23 protein-coding genes are annotated in these 22,991 nt (G+C 43.1%); 14 read left to right on the top strand and 9 right to left on the bottom strand.

What is annotated here, in order from left to right; all coding sequences use genetic code 11:
• Nucleotides 1-216 precede the first annotated feature (216 nt).
• Together CWC03_RS05045 and CWC03_RS05040 are read left to right on the top strand one after the other, a co-directional pair.
• Nucleotides 217-444, top strand: a complete 228-nt coding sequence (locus CWC03_RS05045) for a hypothetical protein (RefSeq protein WP_138580823.1) — start codon at nucleotides 217-219, stop codon at nucleotides 442-444.
• Nucleotides 445-464: 20 nt separating this feature from the next.
• Nucleotides 465-776 (top strand): YciI family protein, encoded by a 312-nt coding sequence (locus CWC03_RS05040; protein WP_045989089.1) that lies wholly within the window; start codon nucleotides 465-467, stop codon nucleotides 774-776.
• On the opposite strand, the gene CWC03_RS05035 is transcribed toward CWC03_RS05040, so the two are convergent.
• Nucleotides 766-1,296, bottom strand: a complete 531-nt coding sequence (locus CWC03_RS05035; protein ID WP_138580822.1) for a TetR/AcrR family transcriptional regulator — start codon at nucleotides 1,294-1,296, stop codon at nucleotides 766-768. The two genes, CWC03_RS05040 and CWC03_RS05035, sit on opposite strands and share 11 nt — an antisense overlap.
• 110 nt (nucleotides 1,297-1,406) lie before the next feature.
• Here CWC03_RS05035 and CWC03_RS05030 point away from each other — a divergent pair, with 110 nt between their 5' ends.
• The 4 genes from CWC03_RS05030 to CWC03_RS05015 all read left to right on the top strand — a co-directional run bounded on the left by CWC03_RS05030 (nucleotide 1,407) and on the right by CWC03_RS05015 (nucleotide 6,509).
• A complete protein-coding gene (locus CWC03_RS05030; RefSeq protein ID WP_138580821.1) occupies nucleotides 1,407-1,868 on the top strand; it encodes an HPP family protein in 462 nt (153 codons plus the stop codon).
• Nucleotides 1,869-2,019: 151 nt separating this feature from the next.
• Entirely contained in the window at nucleotides 2,020-3,993 is a 1,974-nt protein-coding gene (locus CWC03_RS05025; protein ID WP_138580820.1) for a UvrD-helicase domain-containing protein, read from the top strand.
• A 91-nt stretch (nucleotides 3,994-4,084) separates the two neighbouring features.
• Nucleotides 4,085-5,368 carry a Glu/Leu/Phe/Val family dehydrogenase gene (locus CWC03_RS05020; RefSeq protein ID WP_249313949.1) on the top strand — a complete coding sequence of 428 codons (1,284 nt, stop codon included), beginning with the start codon at nucleotides 4,085-4,087 and terminating at the stop codon, nucleotides 5,366-5,368.
• A gap of 169 nt (nucleotides 5,369-5,537) precedes the next feature.
• A complete protein-coding gene (locus CWC03_RS05015) occupies nucleotides 5,538-6,509 on the top strand; it encodes an ATP-grasp domain-containing protein (protein WP_138580818.1) in 972 nt (323 codons plus the stop codon).
• A gap of 46 nt (nucleotides 6,510-6,555) precedes the next feature.
• Here the strand turns inward: CWC03_RS05015 and CWC03_RS05010 are convergent, their stop codons facing one another.
• Nucleotides 6,556-8,574: a GAF domain-containing hybrid sensor histidine kinase/response regulator gene (locus CWC03_RS05010; RefSeq protein WP_138580817.1), complete on the bottom strand. Its 2,019-nt coding sequence runs from the start codon at nucleotides 8,572-8,574 to the stop codon at nucleotides 6,556-6,558.
• 167 nt (nucleotides 8,575-8,741) lie between these two features.
• Here CWC03_RS05010 and CWC03_RS05005 point away from each other — a divergent pair, with 167 nt between their 5' ends.
• Together CWC03_RS05005 and CWC03_RS05000 are read left to right on the top strand one after the other, a co-directional pair.
• Nucleotides 8,742-9,899, top strand: coding sequence for an endonuclease/exonuclease/phosphatase family protein (locus tag CWC03_RS05005; RefSeq protein WP_138580816.1), 1,158 nt, complete (start codon nucleotides 8,742-8,744; stop codon nucleotides 9,897-9,899).
• A 106-nt stretch (nucleotides 9,900-10,005) separates the two neighbouring features.
• A complete protein-coding gene (locus tag CWC03_RS05000) occupies nucleotides 10,006-10,416 on the top strand; it encodes a hypothetical protein (protein ID WP_138580815.1) in 411 nt (136 codons plus the stop codon).
• A 35-nt stretch (nucleotides 10,417-10,451) separates the two neighbouring features.
• Here the strand turns inward: CWC03_RS05000 and CWC03_RS04995 are convergent, their stop codons facing one another.
• Entirely contained in the window at nucleotides 10,452-10,658 is a 207-nt protein-coding gene (locus CWC03_RS04995; RefSeq protein ID WP_138580814.1) for a DUF2897 family protein, read from the bottom strand.
• 143 nt (nucleotides 10,659-10,801) lie between these two features.
• Between CWC03_RS04995 and CWC03_RS04990 the strand changes: the two genes are divergently transcribed.
• Nucleotides 10,802-12,136 (top strand): ankyrin repeat domain-containing protein, encoded by a 1,335-nt coding sequence (locus CWC03_RS04990; protein ID WP_138580813.1) that lies wholly within the window; start codon nucleotides 10,802-10,804, stop codon nucleotides 12,134-12,136.
• Between the two features lie 95 nt (nucleotides 12,137-12,231).
• Here CWC03_RS04990 and CWC03_RS04985 read toward each other — a convergent pair whose 3' ends face one another.
• The 5 genes from CWC03_RS04985 to CWC03_RS04965 all read right to left on the bottom strand — a co-directional run bounded on the left by CWC03_RS04985 (nucleotide 12,232) and on the right by CWC03_RS04965 (nucleotide 15,812).
• On the bottom strand, nucleotides 12,232-12,669 hold the full coding sequence (locus tag CWC03_RS04985; protein ID WP_010375505.1) for a DUF2069 domain-containing protein: 438 nt from the start codon (nucleotides 12,667-12,669) through the stop codon (nucleotides 12,232-12,234).
• A complete protein-coding gene (gene wrbA, locus CWC03_RS04980) occupies nucleotides 12,666-13,217 on the bottom strand; it encodes an NAD(P)H:quinone oxidoreductase (RefSeq protein ID WP_138580812.1) in 552 nt (183 codons plus the stop codon). The genes CWC03_RS04985 and wrbA overlap by 4 nt, the downstream gene beginning before the upstream one ends.
• Nucleotides 13,217-13,564: an arsenate reductase (glutaredoxin) gene (arsC, locus tag CWC03_RS04975; RefSeq protein WP_138580811.1), complete on the bottom strand. Its 348-nt coding sequence runs from the start codon at nucleotides 13,562-13,564 to the stop codon at nucleotides 13,217-13,219. The genes wrbA and arsC overlap by 1 nt, the downstream gene beginning before the upstream one ends.
• Before the next feature lie 129 nt (nucleotides 13,565-13,693).
• Complete coding sequence (gene bepA / locus CWC03_RS04970) at nucleotides 13,694-15,145, bottom strand: beta-barrel assembly-enhancing protease (protein WP_138580810.1); 1,452 nt, start codon at nucleotides 15,143-15,145, stop codon at nucleotides 13,694-13,696.
• 1 nt (nucleotide 15,146) lies between these two features.
• Nucleotides 15,147-15,812 carry a hypothetical protein gene (locus tag CWC03_RS04965; RefSeq protein WP_045965430.1) on the bottom strand — a complete coding sequence of 222 codons (666 nt, stop codon included), beginning with the start codon at nucleotides 15,810-15,812 and terminating at the stop codon, nucleotides 15,147-15,149.
• A gap of 65 nt (nucleotides 15,813-15,877) precedes the next feature.
• Here CWC03_RS04965 and CWC03_RS04960 point away from each other — a divergent pair, with 65 nt between their 5' ends.
• Together CWC03_RS04960 and CWC03_RS04955 are read left to right on the top strand one after the other, a co-directional pair.
• Complete coding sequence (locus CWC03_RS04960; RefSeq protein WP_010375515.1) at nucleotides 15,878-16,129, top strand: hypothetical protein; 252 nt, start codon at nucleotides 15,878-15,880, stop codon at nucleotides 16,127-16,129.
• Nucleotides 16,122-17,189, top strand: coding sequence for an AI-2E family transporter (locus tag CWC03_RS04955; protein ID WP_138580809.1), 1,068 nt, complete (start codon nucleotides 16,122-16,124; stop codon nucleotides 17,187-17,189). The genes CWC03_RS04960 and CWC03_RS04955 overlap by 8 nt, the downstream gene beginning before the upstream one ends.
• A 49-nt stretch (nucleotides 17,190-17,238) precedes the next feature.
• Here CWC03_RS04955 and CWC03_RS04950 read toward each other — a convergent pair whose 3' ends face one another.
• The gene (locus CWC03_RS04950; RefSeq protein ID WP_138580808.1) at nucleotides 17,239-18,276 is read right to left on the bottom strand and encodes a LacI family DNA-binding transcriptional regulator; all 1,038 of its coding nucleotides are present in this window, start codon (nucleotides 18,274-18,276) and stop codon (nucleotides 17,239-17,241) included.
• Between the two features lie 382 nt (nucleotides 18,277-18,658).
• Here CWC03_RS04950 and pgi point away from each other — a divergent pair, with 382 nt between their 5' ends.
• The 3 genes from pgi (at nucleotide 18,659) to pgl (ending at nucleotide 22,770) form a co-directional block, all read left to right on the top strand.
• A complete protein-coding gene (gene pgi / locus CWC03_RS04945) occupies nucleotides 18,659-20,305 on the top strand; it encodes a glucose-6-phosphate isomerase (protein ID WP_138580807.1) in 1,647 nt (548 codons plus the stop codon).
• 285 nt (nucleotides 20,306-20,590) lie between these two features.
• Nucleotides 20,591-22,060 (top strand): glucose-6-phosphate dehydrogenase, encoded by a 1,470-nt coding sequence (gene zwf, locus CWC03_RS04940; protein WP_039492296.1) that lies wholly within the window; start codon nucleotides 20,591-20,593, stop codon nucleotides 22,058-22,060.
• Nucleotides 22,060-22,770, top strand: coding sequence for a 6-phosphogluconolactonase (gene pgl, locus CWC03_RS04935; RefSeq protein WP_138580806.1), 711 nt, complete (start codon nucleotides 22,060-22,062; stop codon nucleotides 22,768-22,770). Before zwf ends, pgl begins: the two co-directional genes overlap by 1 nt.
• Nucleotides 22,771-22,991 lie beyond the last annotated feature (221 nt).

The following is a 22,991-nucleotide window of genomic DNA, read 5'->3' as shown; positions in this document are numbered from 1 at the left end:
ACCTGAGCTGTGGATAATCAATGCCTTTCTAGCAGCCAGTTTTAGCGCTAACTGCGTTGAATCCACTTCCAATAGCCAGCTATTGGTGCGTAAATTCGCCTTGTTTCCCCTAAAACTCTCTGGCTAGACAAAGAGAAAAACGAAGTTGTGTTTTAGCAGTAATGAGTTAGAACATTCGTTATCCAAACCTCAGGTTAAATATATGAGAAGATAATAATGGATATAGGGATCACAGAAGTATTGTTGTTATTTACGGCGATTTTTATCGCGTCCTTTTTACTTTTTAAGGTCGTGCTATGGGCCAAAAAAATGCCAAAAGGCGCCTATCTATTTTTGGCTTTAATGCCGCTCATTTCGCTTTTTCCTATTCCACCACCCGTTTTTAAAAATATCGCGAAAGCCAAACAAGAACAACGCAAAAAAGCCCCCAAATCAGAACCATAATCTCACAGGAAAATAGTTTAATGTCAGCTTCAATATTTATTGTTAATCTTACTTATGTTACCGAAATTGAACAGGTAGAGCCGCTGCTCGCCCCTCACATTGCGTTTTTAGATCGCTTCTATGCCAATGGTACTTTTATCGCCTCTGGCAGAAAAATCCCACGAACTGGTGGGGTTATTTTGGCAAAGGCGAGTAGTGAAGCTGAGCTACTTGATATTGTGCGTCAAGATCCCTTTTATGTCGCCGAAGTGGCTCGGTATGACATTATCGAGTTTGTGCCAAGCAAGTTTGCATCTTGTTTTACAGAAGTGGAGAAATACCTTAATTCTTGAGTGCCCGCTTGACCACATCCGTATCGTGACAGGTATAGGCCGTTGAAATAATCCCTTCGCTCAATAGAAACAAGCGCTCGACAGCGGCATCATCAGCGTCGTTGAGCGCTTGTTTCAGTAACGCTTTTACCGCAAGTTTGTGCCGCTGGCATAGTTGATTAATTGGGCTGCTAAGCTCACCAAATTCTGCCGCTGTGTTAATAAAGTAACAACCACGGAATTCGCCCAGTACCTCCACCTTATTATTAATCCACTGATCTAGTGCTGAAAATAGCTGCTCTGCGAGCTGTTCATTCGTTTGAGCATTTTCAAGGCAACGAGATAACCAAGATATAAATAGGTGATGCCGCTGCTCAAGTGTTGCAAGCACCAGCGCCTCTTTACTCTCAAAATGGTTGTACAGGGTTTTTTTAGCAATACCAGATGATTTTAATATTTCGTTAATGCCAATGGCATGAATGCCATGTTGATAGAACAGTCCCATTGCGCAATCGATCAGTTGTTGTTTTTTTGTACTCATCAGTCAGCCATGTTTATTACCGTGATTATAGGTTGACAGAAGTAGACCATCCTGTCTATCATTTGTGTGGTAGACAAGATGGTCTACTTTTTGGAAAGGGAAAGAATACAATGAGAGAAATACAACTTGCTTTAATTGCTGGAGCGGGGGCGTTTATCGCCATTGCAATATTGGCGTTTAGTCAAACGATAAGTGCTGAGCATATTTTTTTAATGGCACCTTTGGGCGCAACGGCAGTGCTGGTATTTGGTGTGCCCGAAAGTCCACTAGCGCAGCCTAAAAACGTCATCTTTGGACATATTATTACCGCTACAATCGGGATTATTTTTGCGCAGTATATCGGTGTTAACGAATTCTCTTTGGCATTAGCAACGGGGCTTGGCGTATTTAGTATGTTAGTAACAAAAACCACCCACCCACCGGCTGGCGCAAATCCAATACTGATCATGTTGGCACTGGAGGGATGGAGCTTTTTATTTACGCCTGTGATTATTGGTGCAGTGGTACTCGTAATGGTTGGTAAAGCAACGTTAGCGGCTAAAACAAAGCTAACTACAATAACAGCTGCTTGATATGTGAATGTGCAGGCCTTATTCGCCTGCCTTCTTAACCATCAAGTCGCACAATCTGTTAGCTAGGTATTAGACTAGTTCATTGAAATTAATAAAAAATAAATAGCGATGACAAAATTTCATTAAGCACGTTTTTGGGTTTCGTGCTAGCATGGCGGCAACGGAATTACTTTGTCTGATTGACCAATTGATAGCATTACATCTCTTTAGTCGGCTGTTTTATGGGGTACGTGGTGCCAAATGTACGAAAGAAGGCCTCCACCTTAAGTCGAAATCTGCTGATAGTTTCATCCCCTTTAGCACTATGACAGTTCCGCCAGCACCTCAGCGTGGTTGGTTTGCTCAAAAAGTCCTGATCAAACAGGGTCACGAGACCTATGTGTTAAGTGTTAAAAATCAAGGTGCAGATGAGTTAGTGCAACAATTGCAACGATTGTGGATCTTACACCATGGCAAGCACTTGCAAGTTAAAGTTCGTAAAATTGAGCAGTTATTAACGCGTCGATATCTCAGCCATCATAATCAAAGTCTAGTGCGTCAGATTTGCAGTGCTTTATGGTCTAGTTGGCAGCACCTAGATGATAATGCCGTGCCAAGTTCGTTAAAGCCTCAAGTAGCAACTGTACGAGAAATTGCACTTTGGAATGAGCGTGATATTGCTGAGTTTCAGTCTGCTTTTGTTGAGCACTACTTGGCAAAAGACGCTAACTATTTTGACAGCGTTGAATCAAACCCCCTTACGCTAGCTCAGCGTAAGGCTTGTGTGATCCAGGATGACAGGCAATTACTGCTTGCTGGCGCAGGCACGGGTAAGACAAGCGTTATCAAAGCCAAAGTCGGGTATCTCTTGCATCGTAAATTGGCTCAGGCGAATGAGCTGTTATTGCTTGCGTATGGTAATGATGCCGCGACGGAGATGCGTCAGCGTTGTCAGCCTCTCTGTAACACCTTAAATTGCTCTACCTTTCATTCGCTTGGCATGCAGATCATCGAAGCGGTTACCGGGGAAAAGCCGACAATTTCAAATCTAGCAACGGATAAAAAACTATTTAAACAATTTATTGCGGACACCGTGCAGTCGTTACGACAAGAAAGCCACTTTGAGCGAGACTTTGCGCTGTTTTTGAAAAGTTCGAGCATACAGCAAGCGTCACAGGCGATAGATCTGATAACTCAGGTATTACCATTGATGAAGCATGCTCAAATAATGGGGGAGGTTGAGCAACTGCTGACGCAGTTTAGCAATCAAATGAGTGTGATAATGCCAGTTCTTGCGGAATATCAGCTGTATTTAGGCAATGAATCTAGCATTGATTTCGATGACATGCTGGAGCGGGCTATTTATTACGTAGAGTCTGGTCAGTTTATTTCACCGTGGAAGTTCATCTTGGTCGACGAATTTCAAGACATCTCCCGTGTGCGGGCAAAGCTCATTCAGGTGCTGCTAGATAAAAAAGCCGGATCGCAATTGTTCGCCGTTGGTGATGATTGGCAGGCTATTTATCGCTTTAGTGGTGGAGATATGCGCCTAACCACCGAATTTACTCGCTATTTTGGTAAGTCAACAACCACATACTTGGATAAAACATTCCGTTATCCTCAAACCATTTTAGACACGGCGAGCGAGTTTATTTGCCGCAATCCAGAACAAATAACCAAGCATATCACTTCTCATACCGCTGGTGTGGCGGGGCAGGGCGTAGTGAAAGTGATGGTTGATGATGAATTGTCGCAGGCGCAACAACTGCTCAATCATATTGAGCAGCGTAACGAAGGGAAAACTTCCGTTGCCTTACTGGCGAGAAATCATAGAGCATTACCTGATAAATCAAAAATTGCGCAGTGGCGGCAACTCTATCCAGAGCTTATTATTTCACATAACACCTTTCACGGTGCTAAAGGGACTGAAGCAGACTTTACGATAGTATTTGGTCTCAAGCATAGAAACTTTCCGTCACAGGTAAAAACGCCAGCATTTGTCGATGCGCTTTTACCTGCACAAGGGGCATTTCCTGACGCAGAAGAGCGGCGCTTATTCTATGTGGCATTAACCAGAGCGAAGAAACAATGCTTTTTATTAGCACCAAATGATGCGCCTTCCTACTTCTTAGAGGAAATCGCATAATTATTAATCCCAGTTAATTGACTTGATCTTTTGGCGCCATGCACTCATACAATTACTTGTTGAATTAAAAATAAGCGAGGAAAGGATGAGTATGGATCTACTAAAAGACGCGTTGAAAAGATTAAATCATATAGTCGAAAAGACAGGAATTAACGAGTCTACCTATCAAGCGTTAGCCCAGCCTCAAAGAACGCTGTCGAGCAATATCTCAATTCGTCGTGACAACGGTAAACTTGATTATTTTAAGGCGTATCGTTGTCAATACAATAATTTGCTAGGTCCTACAAAAGGCGGAATACGCTTTCATCAAGAGTCTGATATGAGTGAGGTGCAAGCTTTAGCCCTTTGGATGACGCTAAAGTGTGCAGCGGTTGGCGTGCCATTTGGTGGCGGTAAAGGTGCCGTAACCGTTGATCCTAAATCACTGAGTCCCATGGAGCTTGAGCGCCTTGCCCGAGCATACATCAGAGCTAATGCTGATTTTATTGGACCCGATCAGGATATTCCCGCACCGGATGTGTACACCAATGCTAGGATTATGGGCTGGATGATGGACGAATACGAGAAAATCGTCCGTAAAAAAAGTCCTGCCGTGATCACTGGTAAACCGCTTATTTTTGGTGGTAGTGAAGGACGAGAATCCGCCACGGGTCGCGGTGCATTCTTAATGATAGAGCGACTCAGTGAAAAGAATAATTGGAATAAAGCTGAACAAACGGTAGCTATTCAAGGCTTTGGTAATGGTGGTTATCACTGTGCAAGGCTGTTGCAGCAAGCGGGTTATAAAGTCGTTGCAGTAAGCGATTCAAAAGGCGGGATTTACTGTAAAGATGGCTTAGATATAGAAAGCATTTATCAAGAAAAGCAACGCAACAAAGCGCTTAAAGCCGTGTACTGTGATGATTCGGTTTGTGAAAGCGTTGAACATAAAGTGCTGAGTAATGAAGAGTTGCTTGCGCTGGAGGTAGACATTTTAGTGCCCGCAGCGCTATCCGGCGCAATCACCCGAGATAACGCCAAAGCAGTATCGGCAAAGTATATTATAGAAATTGCCAATGGACCCATTGAGGCGGACGCCGACGAAATCTTGCATCAGCAGGGCATTATAGTTGTTCCTGATATTTTAGCTAATGCCGGTGGCGTCATCGTAAGCTATTTTGAGTGGTGTCAGAATCGCCAAGGAGAAGCTTGGGATGAACAAACTGTGCACGATAAGTTGTCAAAATATTTATCGAATGCATTTGAAGAAGCGTGGCAGCTGCGAAGTGATGAAGGACTTGAGATGAGAGATGCCGTATACAAACTGGCATTACAGCGCATAGAAAGTGCTTTGGAGGCTCATGGAACACAGTCTTACTTTGAAAATCGTGAGTAGTTTTTTAGATTGTGTCGATAAATTTTTTTTGCTGTACTGTTTTTGAGTGAGTCCACATAATCGCGCTTTTGTTTAGGGGCCGATGATACACGAACCTGCTTAGGTGCTTTCACTTAAGAATTCGTGCCAACAGCGACCCTCTTATTCCGCTACTCAAGGGGCAATTCGTATGCGCGGTTGGATCATTTACAAAGACTCTGCCAGTTTGTTAAAACCTGAAATTTATGAAATAGATAGATTGATGGCGGTGGCAAAGGAAGAAGGTATTGATCTTCAAGTTTACTCACCTGATCAATTCGATCTTTTGGTAACCAGAGAAGATGAAGAAAGTATTCTAATCGATGGTCAGCCAGTTGCGTTACCTGACTTTGTATTGCCACGTATGGGGGCAGGCACGACTTACTTTACGCTTGCGATCATCCGTCACCTTGAGCGTTTAGGCGTACATTGTTTTAACTCTTCACAGTCCATCGAAACCGTCAAAGATAAGCTGTATGCTCAGCAGATCCTTGCAGAGCAAAACTTACCAACACCAAAAACCATGCTGGTTAAGTTCCCTGTAAATATTGAACTGGTGGAGAAGCAAATTGGTTTCCCGGTGGTGATTAAAACGCTATCAGGCTCGCAGGGCAGCGGCGTATTTTTGTCAAAATCACGCGGTGAATTTGATGATTTGATGCAACTCATTGAAGCAACAAATCCAAAAGCAAATATCATTTTGCAGCGTTTTGTGAAGTCGAGTCACGGTCGAGACTTACGTGTATTAACCATTGGCGGTCGTGCTGTCGCTTGTATGGAGCGCAACTCTGGCGGTAAGAACTTTAAGGCCAACGTAAGTTTAGGCGCAAAAGGCAGCCCACACCCGATCACCCCCGAAATCGAATGGCTAGCAACACAAACCGCTAATATCCTGAACCTTGATGTCGCTGGTATCGACTTATTATTTGATGAAGAGCATTTTAAAATTTGTGAAGCAAACTCAAGTCCAGGATTTGAGGGGCTTGAACAGGCTGTAGATATTGATGTGGCGAGAGAGATTTTACACTTTATTCGCATTCGCTTAGGGATCTTTAACCGCACAGGTCAATCAGAGAAGAGTAGTAACGGCACTAAAGCGGGTAAAGAAAAAGCAGCGGAATAATATTGCTACGTCGTTAACAAGAAAGGAGCTAAGTCAAGCTCCTCTCTTATTGCGTGAAGGGCTCAAGCGCGCCTTTGAGCGCATCAATCTGAATAGGTTTAGACAGAAAGTTATTCATGCCTGCTTTATAACAGGCCGCCTTATCAGACTCAGAAGTATTGGCGGTCAACGCAATAATGTGCGGTTCTTGGCGCTTATCTTTTGACAGCCTACGAATGCTGCGGGTGGCTTCAAAGCCATCCATTATCGGCATGACGCAGTCCATAAACACAATATCAAAGGTTTTGTCTTGGCATGATTTTACGGCTTGCTCGCCGTTATAGACTTTGTCGATGTGAGTTGCACCAAACTGATTTAGCAGTTTTTCCATCACCAGTACGTTGATTTGATTATCATCTACAAGCAGGATTTTACACTCTGATAGGGAGATATGCTGCTCTTCAGTCTTTTGTTCTGGTACGTCGTCGGCCTCTTTTGCAAACTCTACTGGGAAGGTAACGATAAAGGTACTTCCTTTACCCAACTCACTTTCTACCTGTACTTCGCCTTGTAACAAGTTACAAAGCTCAAATACGATTGAAAGGCCAAGACCGGTTCCACCAAAATGCCGACTGACACTGGCATCGCCTTGGCTAAATGGTTGAAAAAGATGTACTTGATTGGTCTTAGCAATCCCTATTCCTGTGTCTGAGACACTTAATTGTAGAATCGGTGAAGTCTCACTCCCCAGCACGTCGGCATAAATATCAATACTACCCGTTGACGTAAATTTGATGGCGTTACTCACAAGGTTTGCAATAATTTGCTTAACTCGAGTCGGATCTGAATAGAGCCTATTTGTGCCTTGTTTATGAATATGAAAGTTGATTGAAAGCCCTTTTTCGCGACAGGCTGGACTGTACAGGCCTACAACTTGTTCGACTAACTGATGAAGATCAAACGGAGTATTGTCTAGCTTAAGGTTATTACTGTTTAATTTGCTGAAGTCTAATACGTCGTTAATCAAAGTGATCAACATATCTGCACTGTTGACCGCGACACTTAGGTTACTCTTGATTTCTTTTATGTCGGTTTCTTTTCTGCACGCTTGAAGCATGCCGACTAAACCATTTAGCGGGGTTCTTAATTCATGGCTGATTTTGGCGATAAATTCACTCCGCGTCTTGAGAAGTTGTTCCGCCTCTTCACGTTTTTGCTCTAATGCAATACGCATTTTGACTTGTTCATCAATATCTTGAATGGCACCAAAAACTCGGACGCATTCACCATTTTCATATTCACCTTGACCGTGAGAGGCGACCCACTTTTCGTTGCCGTTAGCATCAATAATAATGGATTCTATGTCCCATTTGGTTTTTGAGGTGATGGCGTCGTCTATGGCTTGTTTAATGTTTCCTTGGTGAATGCCGGGTTTATAGAAGCTGATGGCATTGTCGAGTGTTGGTATAAAGTTATCATCAACGCCATGAATGAGTCGTGTTTGCTGGCTCCAATACACTTTGTTCTTTTTAAAATCGACTTCCCATGAGCCAATATCAGCAAGACGGCTCATCGCTGCTAATGCTTGTGAGCGGTGTTGTATCTTCTTTAACGCCTTTTGCCGAGAAATTTCAACACCAATCCATTGACCTAGTAAACTCACGTAATCTAAGTGTTCTTGACTGAACGCCTGTGCTTTGGCACTGGATGCGGAAAAGTTGACGGTACCATAGCGTTTACCATCAACAATGATCGGCGCGCCAATGTAGCTCTCTAGGCCAAAGTTTGCGTAGCAAGGGTGAGTGGCAATTTCGCTAGTACCCGCGTGATGAAAAGACAGTGCGCTGTCTGCTTGTAAAGTATGCCAGCAATAAGTGTTTGCCAGTTCAAAATCCGTACCTGCCAACAAAGAATTATCTGGAGTGATCGCATGCCTTACAGTGTATACATCAGCTTGAATTTCACTGACGATTGCAATATCAAGCTCAAACACATCGAGGCCAAGCGTAAGCAGCGCCGTCACTTTTTCCTCAAATGTGGTGTCTTGGTTTGTGGTGATGAGGTGTAATCGTTTTAAAATACTCACAAATCTCACATTGGCAGTACAAGGCAGTTAATCATTTAACTTTAACTGCTCTTTGCTAACTTGCCAACATTAAATCGTTTGAATCTGTCGAGATAATTTCCGTTTTTCAAAGGATTATGAATAAAATAGTCATCGCGAGGTTTATCACAAATTTTTAAGGCAAGTCTATGAGATACGTAGGTCTACTTTTTTTATTAATGACAACGGTCGTAAGTGCAAAAACACTTCGTATTGCTACCTTTAATGTCAGTATGGAAGCAACGAACTATCAACAAAAAGGGCAAGCGCTGGACCCTCAAAAGCTCAGTACATTGCTACAAAATGGTCAACACCAACAAATCAGAAATATTGCAGAAATCATTCAGCGTGTTCGCCCAGATGTGATTCTACTCAATGAATTTGACTACATCGCCGAGCCAAAAAAAGGTGTACAGGCATTCATAAATAATTATCTAGCGCAATCTCAAGCCAGCCTGCAGCCGATATCGTATCCTTATTTCTATATTGCGCCAGTCAATACTGGATTACCAACACCGTATGATTTAGATAATGACGGCAAGCAATCTAACTATGGCGGTGATGCCCAAGGGTTTGGGTTATATGAAGGTCAATATGGAATGGTTGTACTATCAAAGTATCCGATTAAAAAAGAGCAAGCCCGAACCTTGCAGACATTTCTTTGGAAAGATATGCCAGACCACAGGGTGACAACAGATCCGACGACGAAGCAACCTTGGTATAGTGAGCAAGAGTGGAAAAACTTGAGGCTAAGCTCAAAATCTCACTGGGATTTGCCTATTGAAGTGAACGGCAAACTATTTCACCTACTGGCGATGCACCCAACTCCCCCTGTGTTTGACGGTGAAGAGGATAGAAATGGCAACAGAAATCACGATGAGATCCGCTTAATGGCTGATTATATCGATCCCAAACGCAGCCAGTACATTTATGATGATAATGGCGTCAAAGGTGGCCTTAAAAATGATACACGATTTGTCATTGTCGGTGATTTAAATGCTGCTGATACAGGGGATAAACATAGACCGGGTGTGATAGAGCAGCTATTAGATAACCCTAAGGTATTCTCGAACTTTACGCCACAGAGCAAAGGGGGCAGTGAACATAGCAAGGAAAGTGAGAGTCGCAGCTATACCGCACATTGGGGGGCGCGTGTCGATTACGTATTGCCATCCAAGTTCGGCTTTCAAGTACTTAACAGCGGGGTTTTCTGGCCAAGCAAAGAAGATGAATTATTCCGTTTAGTGGAAAGTCGCCATGCCAGCTCCGATCACCGCTTAGTTTGGGTAGACGTGGAAGTTAAGTGAGCTTAGTAATTGGTCAATTGTGTCGCTTATTACAAATTTAAACAATGACTAACGGAACTAAACCGAAATAACCCTTAAGCTTGCACTTAATGAATAGGAGAGTGTGATGAAAAGAATTCTATTAAGTGTTGGTTTAGCGGTTTGGTTATCTGGGTGTGCTCATCATGATGATGTGCGTCCATCGTCTGATGGTGTGCATAATATTATGTTATTTTCCGACAGCCGTGATGCGGGTAATAAAGAGGCATTAAAGCAGGCCAGACACTATTGCAAACAAGCTGATATGGTCGCGTATGTTGTGAATCTAGATATCATTTATAACAGTGATACGCCTGAGAGTACTTATATCACGCAAAAAGGCGTAGCTAACGCCGTTGAGGCTGCCGGTATGGCGATGTGGATTTTTGGTCGAAATAGTGTCGATGATGCAGGGGCTGCAATGACCATAGGTGGAGGAATAGCCGATGGTGCGCTCGGTAAGCCTTATGATGTGCGGTTAAATTTCAAATGTGGATGAATGATTAATCAGCACGTCTAACGTCGCAACATGCTTCAATCTTCATCCTTTTTTGGATTATTTTGAGGCGTGTTGTTTTTGGACGTTACCTTATCTTTGTCAAAAGGCGCCGTCTGCTCGTCGATTTTCTTTTTCATTTCAAATTTGGCGGAATACTTTAACAACGCAATATTGCTCCAAATCACCCCTAACACGCCAACAATGATCAAGATCACTTGCCATGTTTCTAATTGATTGCCCATTCTAGCTCCTCAAAAAGCCCTATTTTTAAATTTGTCCTGAAATAGGTGAGCATTTTAGCGCGACTGTTGATATTATTCACCACCTAGTCATTTCGCGATAATTATGCTGCATATATTTACATTCTGAGGATAATAGCGCATTCATGGAACAAGTGTTAATTTGGCCAGCCCAGTATCCCATGCTGTTAAAGGGGTTAATCGAACAAAACGGTGCTTACATTCTAGATGCCATAGAGGCATGGCCGAATTGCCAACAAATGAAAGATGAGCAGGGCGTAACGACCACTATTCTACCTCCTTTATTTTACCTTGCCTGGTTACGACCACTAGAGCCGTTCGAAGCCTGTTATTTTCAGCATATTGAAGACTATGACGATAAGCAGCGTCAATACGTTAATAGTGTAATTCAGCACATTGAAGAAAATGATACTGATCAGGATGAGCTGATAAAAACACTCATTCAGCGTCTTGGTCAGTACTCTAATATTCAAGCTCAGGTACAAGAGCAAAGTTTATCATTTGTAGAGCTGCTCTGTGACAAACATTATGAAAAAACGCTGATATGGCTATTGGAGAAAGGGCTTAAGTTTAGCGCGAAAGAAATTGTTTCTCTGTGGTGCAACAGCTCGGAGGCAACACATAGTGCACTATTGACTCATATTGATACTTGTCTACTTGACCGAGCAGCCACGGCTAAACTAGCCACAGATAGTTTGCTGGATGGAAAGCAGACTTTTGAGCTGCTTTGTACTATGTGTGACAAAGAGGAAGTGACGGGTCTTTTGGAACAAGCGCTATTGTTCCAGCTAACCCAGCAACAGGTGAAGCAGTCAGCGATTATCACCCTAGTCACGCAGGGCGCAAAAGGGACGGCGAGAGATAGCTGTGGGCGTTCAGCTATTATGTTGGCGGTTGAAAATGGCTTTGTGAGCGCGGTTGAGACCATGTTGCCGCACCATAAAGTAAATGAATTGGATGAATCAGGCAGAAACTTAATGCACTATGCGGCGGCATCGAATTCTGCAGCTATGATCGAAATGATTTTTGAACATGGTGATGACCCGACGCTTGCGGATATTCATGGCGACACCCCTTATCGTGTGGCGATGAAAAATCAGGCGCTTACTTCTAAGCAAACATTTGAGCAGCACGGTATTATTGAGCTTTCTAATGAAGCAAAGTATCAAAAAATAAAAACTGTCCATATTCTTTATGCTTTTGCTGCTATTTTGCTACCACTTCAGTTATTTTTATTTTTTACTGATGAGGTGGATGAAAAAGCCATCGCAACACTTGTCACTACGGCAGCTTCTATTGCAATTTTTGTTTTTGCGAGGCGAAAACGCAGTAATCCCCTCTATCCGAGCAGCTCAACACCTTGGTCACTCATCGGGGTAAATGCGTTAGCTTGGCTTAGTATTGGTGTGCAGGTATTGTTTTCAGTATTGGTGTTGATAGCTGTACTCTCGTTACAGTAGCTTACCATATCGAATAATACTAAGGCATGAATACGAAAAAAGCGCAGTTACTTCATTGAAGACTGCGCTTTTTTAATCTAGTTACGCAAGCGAGATTATGACTCTTTATGTTCGTGCGCTGCCTTTTCGTCAGCAAGGTCTTCTTTTAACTTGCGGATCTTCAATCCTAACTCTTGGCCTCTGTGTCTGGCATAGTAAGTGCAACCAATAAACATGGATGTTGCAAAGCCAATCTCAAGCAGGACTAACACTAGCTCGTCTGGAGATGTCCACAACAGGGTAAAGCCGTGGATAAAATAAAACATCACGACAAAGTTTGCCCACGCATAAGTGTATGGCTTATCTTGCAAAATACCTTTAAGCGGGAGTAATAAAGGCAAAACGTACACCACAAAGACAAAACCCAAGCTGTAACCTTCTCTTGGTGCAAGCACAAAGAGCCAAAGTGGCATTAGGATCAGGAGACCAAAATACCCGACTAGCGCACAGAGTTGAAAGCGTCTAGTGATGGGCTTTTTTGCAATTTCATTCATGTTAACTTTTCCGCGACGCGTAGCAGTCGACTCGCTGCTGCACGACAAATTTTGATTTCTGTTTGAGTGAGAGAAGTATTGTTTTGGCTGCCTGCAACATGTGTTGCACCGTAAGGCGTCCCACCCATTTCGGTCGCCAAAAGCTCTGGAACATCATAGGGGATACCTAACAACATCATGCCGTGGTGTAATAACGGTAAAGAGAGGTTGAGTAGAGTAGCCTCATTGCCACCGTGCATACTGCTTGAAGAAGAAAATACGCAGGCTGGTTTATCGATGAGCGCGCCTTTAAGCCACAAATCGCTGGTGGTTTCCCAAAACGCTTTCGCTTGCGCTGCCATCATTCCAAAGCGTGTAGGAGTGCCAAACGCCAAACCGTCGCACGCTACTAAATCTTGCTTTGTTACGACCACATCATGGTCTTGACGTTTCTCAAAAACGCGTACTATGGCTTCACCGCCTTGTGACACTATGGTGTCTGCAAATTCGTGCGCCATATTCGCCACAGAGCCATGGCTAGAGTGGTATAAAATAAGAATTTTACTCATTACAGGATAGCAAGCACTGACTCTGGAGGCCTGCCAATCGCTGCCTTGTCACCTTTAACAACGATAGGACGCTCAATCAGTTTAGGGTTTTCAAGCATGGCTGTGCGCAGTGTCGCTTCGTCCGAGTCTTTCGATAGTCCAAGCTCTTTGTAGAGCGTCTCTTTGCTGCGGACGAGCTGGTGAGCAGAACTAAATCCAAGTTTAGAAAGTAAATTAGCCAAAGTGTCACTATCAATTGGCGTCTTTAGGTATTCAATAACGGTAGGATTAACGCCATTGGACTCTAGTAAAGCTAGGGTTTCACGTGATTTTGAACAGCGCGGGTTGTGATAGATTTCTACTGACATGATTTCGCTCTATTTTGCTCTAAGTCGTAATGTAAGCGGATCATAGCTTAATGTAGAGATGACGAAAAGCGATGTGCGAGAAAATTGGCTTAAATACGTTTTTACTATTGCTGTAAGCAATCGCTAAGCCTACAGCTTAGCGATTTCTTTTTGCATATTACGGTATTGGCTAAGTAGTGCCTTTAACCTTGTACGCTTGATATCTTCTTTGTCTTCAACATGATTGAGTGCACGTTGTACTTCGTCTGCTGCCTTATTAAATGCACCATACTGGGCATAGACACTCGCTTTTGACTCATGGTAAGCCGCCTTGTTTTCTTGGGCTTCGTAGGTTTGTGTGAGTAAATCACGGGCGAGAATATGATCCGGTTTCTCAAGCAAAAAGATCTTAAGCAATTGCTCGGCAACTTCATACTGTTTTGCTTTTATGGCTGCATTAGCATAATTCAGTGTGATAACTTGGTTATTGGGCCTAAGTTGATGTTGAGCTTGAAGCATCTCAACGGCTTTGTCTGAGCGCTCTGTCGCAATTAAATAATCGGTGTACACATCAAGGTAAAACAGGTTATTCGGATCTTTTTCTAACAACTCATCCAATAGTTTGCCAGCTTCCTCGTATTTTTTTTGATCGAGTAACGTAATTGCTAACCCGTATTGTAGGGCGCGCTTGTCTAGCTCTGCTGAGTGCTTTAGCGCGTTTCTGAAAAAGGCTTCACTAGCATCTTCCGAATAATAGTATCGTGCAAGCACACGGCTTTTAGCTAACGCGTAGGAAAGGCTTGAGGGATAATGCTTTTTCTCGAATTGTTGTGCCCTAAGCCTAACGTCCGATACTCGACTGTCGGGTAACGGGTGCGTAAGCAAAAATGCGGGTGGCTTATTTTTAAAGCGAATTTGATCCGAGAGCTTAGTTAAAAACTCACTGGCCGCATAGGGGTCAAAGCCTGCTTTATGTAGTGTATTCATACCAAATCGGTCGGCTTCTTGCTCTGCTTTTCGGCTATGCGTTAATTGGTTCAATGACGACTGGGTCTGGCTTGCGGATAAAATGGCGATACCCGCATCTGGGGCAACAACGGTTGCTAAAATGCCAGTAATAAGCCCCGCTATGGTCAAGGCGCTGTTGTCTTTTGCGTTTTGTACGCGGCGTGCTAAGTGACGCTGGGTAACGTGCGCAATTTCGTGGCCAATAACGGATGCTAATTGACTCTCATTATCGGACTGCGCAATGAGTCCGGTATGTACACCTACATGGCCCCCGTAAAAAGCAAAGGCATTAATATCTTTGTTATTTATCCAAAAAAAGGTAAATGGAAAGCGCACGTCATTAGCATTGGCGACAAGGCGATTGCCCAGACTAGTTAAGTATTCTTCAAGTACCGGATCGCCAACCACAGGGGAGCGCGAGCGTAGCTGCATCATCATGACTTCGCCGATCGCTTGTTCTTTTTCAATAGGTAGTACTTGGAGAGCAGAAGTGCCTAAATCTGGTAGTTTCAGCTCTGTTTGTGCAATAGCGCTGCTTGATGTAGCGAGCGCAAATGTTAAAACGATTGAATTTAATAGGGGTTTTAACCGCATTTTAATCCCTTTTAAGGTCTTCTCCGAGCATGATCCTAGCTAAGTCGACTTCATCATTGCATGCTCGAGCATCTTTTTCGCAAAGTTGGTAAAAATCTTTTATTGAGACCCCATCAACACCTGTGATGTTCAATTCTTTTTGCAAAAACGTCACTGTCATATGTAGCACTTTGTGCGCATGAAGTATCAGAGCTTTGTCAGCTATATCACCGCGCTCAAAGTAAAACGCAATGAATTTATGGAGCTGGTTGATGCGCAGTAAGTTTTTCATCGTATGCGGATCCCATACTTGAAACTCCAAAAAACGATTGTCTTTAACATAGGCATCAATCTTGGTGCCTTTGGCTATTGGGTATGCCCAAAGCTCAAAGCCTCTGTCAGTAAATGCTTGATGTAATGCTATTTGAGGTTTATTGTCACAGTGAATTATGCCACTGTCATCTTCATAACCACCTAATAGTTCTATATTCCAGTTTCGCTTATCTAGCAAACGCTTTACCGCATTATCAAAGCCGTGATGGAGCAGGCCTTCACATTCACTTACCGCTGAGGCGACAAGGTGATAAAAAGGCGGAAGTTCACCCCAATTAATTTGCTTTTTGTACCAATTTATTTCTTTTAGTGTTGGATTGGCTGGCAATCGGGCCTTATTATTAACGCCTGGCATTAAGATTCCCAAGAAGTAGAGTATGCTATTAAGAATAAACCATCAACGCCTTGAGGGCTACCGCATTGAGTGATTTGTGTGGAGACAAGACAACAAAATTTGTACATGATCTACGAGAATTTACCTGTCCAGCATTATTTGTTCAGTTTAAGTGGCGGTTAAAGCGCCATGACTATACTCTAGGCAAACTAAAATTGCTGATGAGTCAGGATCAGAGCTTGTTAGATATCAAGAAGTATTTGGATGGTAACTCGGTGAGTTATCAAATTATTGAAATTGAAAGCGGTGAAGTGTGTTTGGAGATCATGGATGTTTGAGTTAGTAAAAGCGTGGTACATCAAAAAGTTTTCAGATCCACATTCCGTCACGCTATTGTTGATGCTAGTTGCCACGGTTGCTTTGTTGTACTTTTTTGGCAGTTATGTCATGCCGGTACTGGTGGCAATTGTGATCGCCTATTTACTTGAATGGCCAGTGAATAAGCTCACCCGAGTGACTGGCAGTAGGATGTTATCAGCGGTAGTCGTAATGGCGATATTTGTGGGCGTCGTTTTAGGGTTGGTATTTGGTATCGTTCCCGTTCTGTGGCAACAGTTAAGTAACCTGCTCCAAGAAAGCCCAACCATGATAGAAGAGGGTAAGGACTTCCTTTTACATTTACCTGAATACTATCCGACGTTGATTTCTACAACTCAGGTACAGGCAATAGTGAGCTCTGTGGAAAGTAAATTACTAGAGCTTGGCGAAGTTATTGTCTCAGCCTCATTAACCTCATTAAAAGACGTTGTCGCATGGATGATTTATTTGGTCTTAGTGCCGCTGCTTGCTTTTTTCATGTTAAAAGACAAGTCAGAGCTTACATCTGGGGTGTCAAAAATTATACCCAAGGACAGAAAGCTCATCTCACAAGTGTGGCATGAGATGGACCAGCAAATCATGAATTATATTCGTGGTAAAGTTTTTGAGATTGTCATCGTTGGCGTAGTGAGCTTTGTGACCTTTTCCGTTTTGGATTTACGTTATGCCGCACTACTAGGAACATTGGTTGGACTCTCTGTACTTATTCCATTTATTGGTGCTGCACTCGTGACCTTACCCGTTGCCGCAGTTGCTTTGTTTCAATTTGGTCTAGCGCCAGAGTTTTGGACTATTCTCATCGCGTACGGCATTATTCAAGCATTAGATGGTAATGTTTTAGTGCCGTTATTGTTTTCTGAAGCTGTGGATCTCAACCCTGTTTATATTATTGTTGCGGTATTATTTTTTGGTGGTTTATGGGGGTTTTGGGGGGTATTCTTTGCAATTCCACTTGCATCTCTCGTCAAGGCGCTGATCAATGCATGGTCGAGTAAGAGTGAAGAACTGTTGGCGAAATAATGAGAATTTTTGATGTTAGTCGGCTCAAGAGCCGACTAACATCAAATAGCTATTGTGTGACTCTACCTGTGCTTTCACGAACCACCATGCTCGGTGTGAACACATGTGAGACTTCTTTATCATTTTTCCGATGTCCCCGAGTTTTAGAAAATAATAAACGCGCAGCATGCTCAGAAATAATGTTGTTAGCCTGATGTGCAGTCGTAAGCTTAGGCCAAGTTTGACGGGAGAATGGAGAGTCTTCGAAGCCACTGATAGACAATTGACCTGGGATCTCTATGTTCATCAGCCGCGCAGCAAATAAAGCGCCAGCGGCTACCTCATCGTTACCACCTAAAATCGCAGTGATTTGGTTTGGATTGCCATCGGCCAGCAACGCTTTAGCGCCTTTTACTCCAGATTCAAATGAGTACGTGCCGTGATAAAGCAGAGAGTCATCCTGTGCTATACCGTGGGCTTTCAGCGCATCACGATATCCTGCTAACCGTTCTGCTGTTGATTTGTGTTCTTCATCCCCAAGTACAAAAGCGATGTTTTTGTGTCCAAGTTGGATCAAATGCTCGGTAATTTCATAGGCTGCGGCGTAATCATCAACAAAGATACAGTTATTTGCGCTATTTTTCGCTTCTTGCGCTCGACCTGAAAGCAGGCGCACGTAATGTATGCCCAGCTCATCAAGCATATCAATAATGGCTTGTTGCTCGGATAGAGGAGGAGTCAAGACCAAACCCGCGAGACGCGAGCGCTTGATCATTGTGATGAACTCTTCGGCCATATTTGCTGAATTGGATTCACAGGGGTGGATGACGAGCTCATACCCTTCATCTCTGCAGCGAGATAATACTCCATTTTGCATATCAATGACATAATACGCATTGGGATTGTCGTAGACCAAGCCAATTGCAAATGAAGAAGTACCAGCTAAGTTTCTCGCAGCGATATTAGGCTGATAATTAAGCTCTTTGACAGCCTGCATTACTTGATCGTAGGTTTTTTTTCTAACCGAAGGTTCTTTATTGATTACCCGCGATACGGTTTTCATAGATACGCCAGCTAGCTTGGCAACATCATTAATAGTGACTTTCATGTAGTTGTTCTTCTATTTACAGGTCTGTATCGATCATTATTAAGCACAGAGGAATAGTAGCGCTTTATGTATATAGAAGCTAGCGCCCAGTTTCTGCGATATTTAGCCGCTAAGGCGACCACCGGCTTAATAAAAGGATCATCTGTTTTTCTTAGTCTATCTAATAAGTACAGAATTTAGCACTACAATTCGCAGAAATAAATGAATGATACCGGTGTCAAAAATTTTATTTTAGGTTATTATTCGCAATGTAAAATTGAAAAGAAGCAATTTGACAGCGTTGTCATTTTGGCATAATGTGCTTGTTTAGTCATGTTTCTTTGTTGTTACTACCTGAAAAGTAAGGTAACTAACAATCACTTACGTCTTAGGGGAGTGTGTTATGGGTGGTCGTGTAGATTTGGATAGTTGGCAAAAGCTCAGTAGTTCTGCGCAGCGAGTAGAGCAACAGCATTTAAAAACAATGTTTGAAAACGATGCGCAAAGGTTTGAAAAGTTCTCTCGTCAAATCTCGGGTGTGTTGTTCGACTTTTCCAAGCAACGCATTGACGACCAAATATTCTCTGAGATGATGCAGCTCGCAAAAGAGAGTGACATCGCGCTTTGGCGAGAGAAGATGTTCTCTGGTGAAAAAATAAACACCACTGAGGACAGGGCTGTTTTACATACGGCGCTGCGTAATCGTGCTAATACACCTATTTATGTGGATGGTGTAAATGTTACTGAACAAGTCAATGCGGAATTAGAGAAACTACAAGCATTTAGTAACAGAGTTCGTTCGGGCGAATGGCAAGGGTATACAGGCAAAGCCGTCAAAGATGTGGTTGCGATAGGCGTTGGTGGTTCTAACTTAGGCCCGCAAATGGTAACTGATGCGCTTGCCGCGTATGCAGATGACACGCTAAACGTGCATTACGTTTCGAATGTTGATGGCGTACAGATTGCTTCGGTGCTGAAAGGTTTAGACGCAGAAACAACCTTATTTGTCGTGTCATCAAAAACTTTCACGACCTCAGAAACCATGACCAATGCAAAGACCGCTGTTGAGTGGTTTTTGAACGCAGCTAATGATAAATCGGCAATTGCCAAGCACTTTGTTGCAGTGAGTACCAACCTGGAGAAAACCAGAGCGTTTGGTATTAGCGATGACAATGTGTTTACGATGTGGGACTGGGTTGGCGGTCGTTTCTCGCTTTGGAGCGCGATAGGATTACCAATCGCACTTTATTTAGGCTTCGATAAGTTTGTCGAAGTGCTTGAAGGTGCGTTTGAAATTGACGAGCACTTTAAAACGGCAAACAACGAAGACAATATTCCACTGTTGATGGCGTTACTCAGCGTTTGGAATACCAGCTTCTTAGGGTATCAAGCACAAGCGATTTTGCCTTATGATCAGGCGCTTCATATGCTGCCTGCGTATTTACAACAAGGTGAAATGGAAAGTAACGGTAAGCATGTTACTTTTGCAGGAGAGCAGGTAAACTATACGACTGTGCCAATTATTTGGGGCATGACAGGGATAAATGGCCAGCACGCTTTTTATCAGTGTTTACACCAAGGTAATGTGATTGTACCGGCTGATTTTATCGCTTCGATTGAACCGCAAAACAAAGTAGGCCAGCATCACGATATTTTACTGTCTAACTTCTTCGCGCAAACGGAAGCGATGATGGCGGGTGTAGATGCACAGCAGGTTCGTGAAGATTTAACGGCTAAAGGTAAGTCGGATGCGGAAATCGACAAGTTGATCCCGCATAAAATACATCAAGGTAACCGTCCAACCTCTTCATTTATCTTAGATAAGGTAGATGCAAAAGCTGTGGGCCGACTAATTGCCTTGTATGAACACAAAATTTTCTGCCAAGGCATTATTTTGGATGTGTGTTCATTTGACCAGTGGGGTGTTGAGCTTGGTAAAGGGCTTGCTTCAAATATTGAAGCCGAGCTAACGCAAGAAGGCGTTACTAACTCACACGATAGCTCAACGGCGGGTCTAATCGCTTATTACAAGCAAAAGAGAACAAATTAATACTTCGAGTGGAACTGGAAGTAAACAGAATACCTTTGAACGGGTAGCGCTGGAGTACTTAGAGCCTGTATTTTTGTGAGAGGAAATACAGGTTTCTAAGACTCATTTATACAAACTTACTTAATCTCTCAAGTTGAGCAGGTATTAAGTCGAATTGATATTACTAGTGCATTGCAATCGAAATCATCACCCGTTACACAATGAGTTTGGTAGGCTTTGGAGTGGCTCCAAATCGAATAAACACTGCGTGCTTGTAGTGCACGCCTAACCTAATGAGAGTGAATTATGCTTAATCCTTTTGACATCGTAATTTTTGGTGGGGGAGGCGATTTAGCACTTCGCAAACTCCTACCTGCCTTGTATCGTGCATATCAAGAAGGTAACTTACCTGAAGGCACTCGCATCTTACCGACCGTTCGTGAACAAAACAAACAACAAGAATTTATCGAAACGGCACATATCGCATTACAAACTCACCTTGGCAAAGGCGAATACAACAAGAAAGATTGGTCCGCATTTGAACAGTTTTTAGTGCCTGTGGTAGTCAACGTTACTGAAGAAGACGAACACTGGGATACGCTAAAGAATATATTGGCTGATGGCGAAGATAAGTCTCGTGTATTCTACTTGTCACTACCTCCTGCGGTTTATGGCCGTTGCTGTGAGCTATTGTCAATCAAAGGGCTAATCACTGAGCAATCACGTGTAGTTGTTGAAAAGCCTATTGGTTATTGCGGCAAATCTGCAGAAGAAATTAATGCCAAAATAGGCGAGTTCTTCTCGGAAGAGCAAGTATTCCGTATCGATCATTATCTAGGTAAAGAAACGGTTCAAAACCTGATGGCGCTAAGATTCTCAAACGCACTGTTCGAGAATTTATGGGATGCTAAAGCCATAGATAATATTCAGATCAGTATCTCTGAAACAGTCGGTCTTGAAAGCAGAGCTGGCTTCTACGACAAAGCGGGTGCGCTTCGTGATATGGTACAAAATCACTTATTGCAACTACTTTGCTTGGTTGCAATGGAGTCACCACATAAACTTAATGCCAACAGCATTCGCACTGAAAAGCTTAAAGTATTAGAAGCGCTTAGACCGCTAATTGACTCAGATGTAGATAATAATGTTGTGCGTGGTCAATATGTGCCAGGCGACCTTGAAGGTAAGCTGGTACCTGGCTACCTGGAAGAGTTGGGCGAAGGGTCGAGTAAAACAGAAACATTTGTTGCTATTCGTGCTCACATTGATAATTGGCGTTGGTCTGGCGTGCCTTTCTATTTAAGAACAGGTAAGCGTATGAAAAAGCGTTGTGCTGAAATTGTGGTTGAGTACAAGCCTGTTTCTCACAATGTTTATGGTGATGCGGCGGGTCCAATTCAGCCAAACCGTTTGGTAATAAGGTTACAGCCTGAAGAAAGTATTCAATTAACGCTAATGTCTAAGCGTCTAGATAACCTTGAAATGCAACTAGAGCCAGTGACGCTAAATATCTCATTGAGTGAAAAGTATAACAATGGCTATCATTCAGACGCATATAAGCGCTTAATGCTAGACGCCGCTGCAAATAACCCTGCTTTATTTATTCACCGTGACGAAGTGCGCCAAGCGTGGCAGTGGGTTGATCCAATCATTGAGCGTTGGCAGAGTAAAGGGGCTCCGTCACTTTATCGTGCTGGCTCTTGGGGTCCTGAAGACGCCGATGAACTGCTAGAAGAAAACAAACATGTTTGGTTCAACGCGGGAGAGCAAGCGTAATGGCACAGTTAACAGAAAGAAATTTCAGCTCCAAAGACGAGATGACAGCAGCGCTTGCAGAGCTACTCCAATCAGGGCTTAGCCAAGGGATTGCACAAGATGGTGAAGCTGTGCTGTTAGTATCTGGTGGTTCATCACCGGCTCCAGCGTATCGTTACCTTTCTGGTGTTGAACTAGGCTGGGACAAAATTACGGTTGCGATGGTTGATGAACGTTGGGTCGAACCGGAACACGAAAAGTCTAACGAAGCATTTATCAAGTCGACATTACTGCAAGACAAAGCGGCAAATGCTCGATTCGTGACAATGAAGAATGCGGCAGTGTCAGCAGAGGAGGGCGCTGATCTATGTGAGTCTGCTTATGCAGCGTTGAAAAAGCCGTTCGATGTTACTATTTTGGGAATGGGACCGGATGGTCATACCGCCAGTTTATTCCCAAATGCAAAGGGCTTAGAGCACGCGTTGGCAACCACAAACACTGTATGCGCAATTAACGCACATCAAAGCGAAGTGACAGGTGAGATCACTGAGCGTATGAGTTTGTCTTTGGCGGGAATAGCTAACTCTAAGGCGGCTGTTTTATTGATCTCTGGTGATGAGAAAAAGGCGGTGTATGAAGCGGCAAAACAACCCGGCTCAGAGTATGAAGTACCACTGCGTGCTGTATTAAATCATCCTGATATTAATTTGACCGTATTCTGGTGCCCATAACCCGAGTGCATCTACTAAAAATAGTAAAATGCAAGGCTGGCGTGATAGCTGGCCTTGTCTTGATTATTTGGTCAACTGATTGAATATCTCTGGACATTCAGCTCGAAGCGACAACACTTCTTACTTCTTACTTCTTACTTCTTACTTCTTACTTCTTACTTCTTACTTCTTACTTATTAAATAAAAAAAAATAAAAAAAAAATAATAAAAAAAAAATATAA

The sequence above is a fragment of the Pseudoalteromonas sp. S2755 genome, from assembly GCF_005886535.1.
GTDB lineage: Bacteria > Pseudomonadota > Gammaproteobacteria > Enterobacterales > Alteromonadaceae > Pseudoalteromonas.
This window is presented reverse-complemented; position numbering and strand designations above follow the sequence as displayed.

Excerpts from the sequence above, each read along its gene's own strand:
- CWC03_RS04955 (WP_138580809.1), top strand. The coding sequence starts at position 16,122 with ATGTTTGAGTTAGTAAAAGCGTGGTACATCAAAAAGTTTTCAGATCCA.
- CWC03_RS05020 (WP_249313949.1), top strand. The coding sequence starts at position 4,085 with ATGGATCTACTAAAAGACGCGTTGAAAAGATTAAATCATATAGTCGAA.
- CWC03_RS04990 (WP_138580813.1), top strand. The coding sequence starts at position 10,802 with ATGGAACAAGTGTTAATTTGGCCAGCCCAGTATCCCATGCTGTTAAAG.
- CWC03_RS05045 (WP_138580823.1), top strand. The coding sequence starts at position 217 with ATGGATATAGGGATCACAGAAGTATTGTTGTTATTTACGGCGATTTTT.
- CWC03_RS04965 (WP_045965430.1), bottom strand. The coding sequence starts at position 15,812 with ATGCCAGGCGTTAATAATAAGGCCCGATTGCCAGCCAATCCAACACTA.
- CWC03_RS04950 (WP_138580808.1), bottom strand. The coding sequence starts at position 18,276 with ATGAAAGTCACTATTAATGATGTTGCCAAGCTAGCTGGCGTATCTATG.
- arsC (WP_138580811.1), bottom strand. The coding sequence starts at position 13,564 with ATGTCAGTAGAAATCTATCACAACCCGCGCTGTTCAAAATCACGTGAA.
- pgl (WP_138580806.1), top strand. The coding sequence starts at position 22,060 with ATGGCACAGTTAACAGAAAGAAATTTCAGCTCCAAAGACGAGATGACA.
- CWC03_RS05040 (WP_045989089.1), top strand. The coding sequence starts at position 465 with ATGTCAGCTTCAATATTTATTGTTAATCTTACTTATGTTACCGAAATT.
- CWC03_RS04995 (WP_138580814.1), bottom strand. The coding sequence starts at position 10,658 with ATGGGCAATCAATTAGAAACATGGCAAGTGATCTTGATCATTGTTGGC.
- pgi (WP_138580807.1), top strand. The coding sequence starts at position 18,659 with ATGGGTGGTCGTGTAGATTTGGATAGTTGGCAAAAGCTCAGTAGTTCT.
- CWC03_RS05035 (WP_138580822.1), bottom strand. The coding sequence starts at position 1,296 with ATGAGTACAAAAAAACAACAACTGATCGATTGCGCAATGGGACTGTTC.
- CWC03_RS05025 (WP_138580820.1), top strand. The coding sequence starts at position 2,020 with ATGGCGGCAACGGAATTACTTTGTCTGATTGACCAATTGATAGCATTA.
- CWC03_RS05000 (WP_138580815.1), top strand. The coding sequence starts at position 10,006 with ATGAAAAGAATTCTATTAAGTGTTGGTTTAGCGGTTTGGTTATCTGGG.
- CWC03_RS05015 (WP_138580818.1), top strand. The coding sequence starts at position 5,538 with ATGCGCGGTTGGATCATTTACAAAGACTCTGCCAGTTTGTTAAAACCT.
- CWC03_RS05005 (WP_138580816.1), top strand. The coding sequence starts at position 8,742 with ATGAGATACGTAGGTCTACTTTTTTTATTAATGACAACGGTCGTAAGT.
- CWC03_RS04985 (WP_010375505.1), bottom strand. The coding sequence starts at position 12,669 with ATGAATGAAATTGCAAAAAAGCCCATCACTAGACGCTTTCAACTCTGT.
- zwf (WP_039492296.1), top strand. The coding sequence starts at position 20,591 with ATGCTTAATCCTTTTGACATCGTAATTTTTGGTGGGGGAGGCGATTTA.
- CWC03_RS05030 (WP_138580821.1), top strand. The coding sequence starts at position 1,407 with ATGAGAGAAATACAACTTGCTTTAATTGCTGGAGCGGGGGCGTTTATC.
- bepA (WP_138580810.1), bottom strand. The coding sequence starts at position 15,145 with ATGCGGTTAAAACCCCTATTAAATTCAATCGTTTTAACATTTGCGCTC.
- wrbA (WP_138580812.1), bottom strand. The coding sequence starts at position 13,217 with ATGAGTAAAATTCTTATTTTATACCACTCTAGCCATGGCTCTGTGGCG.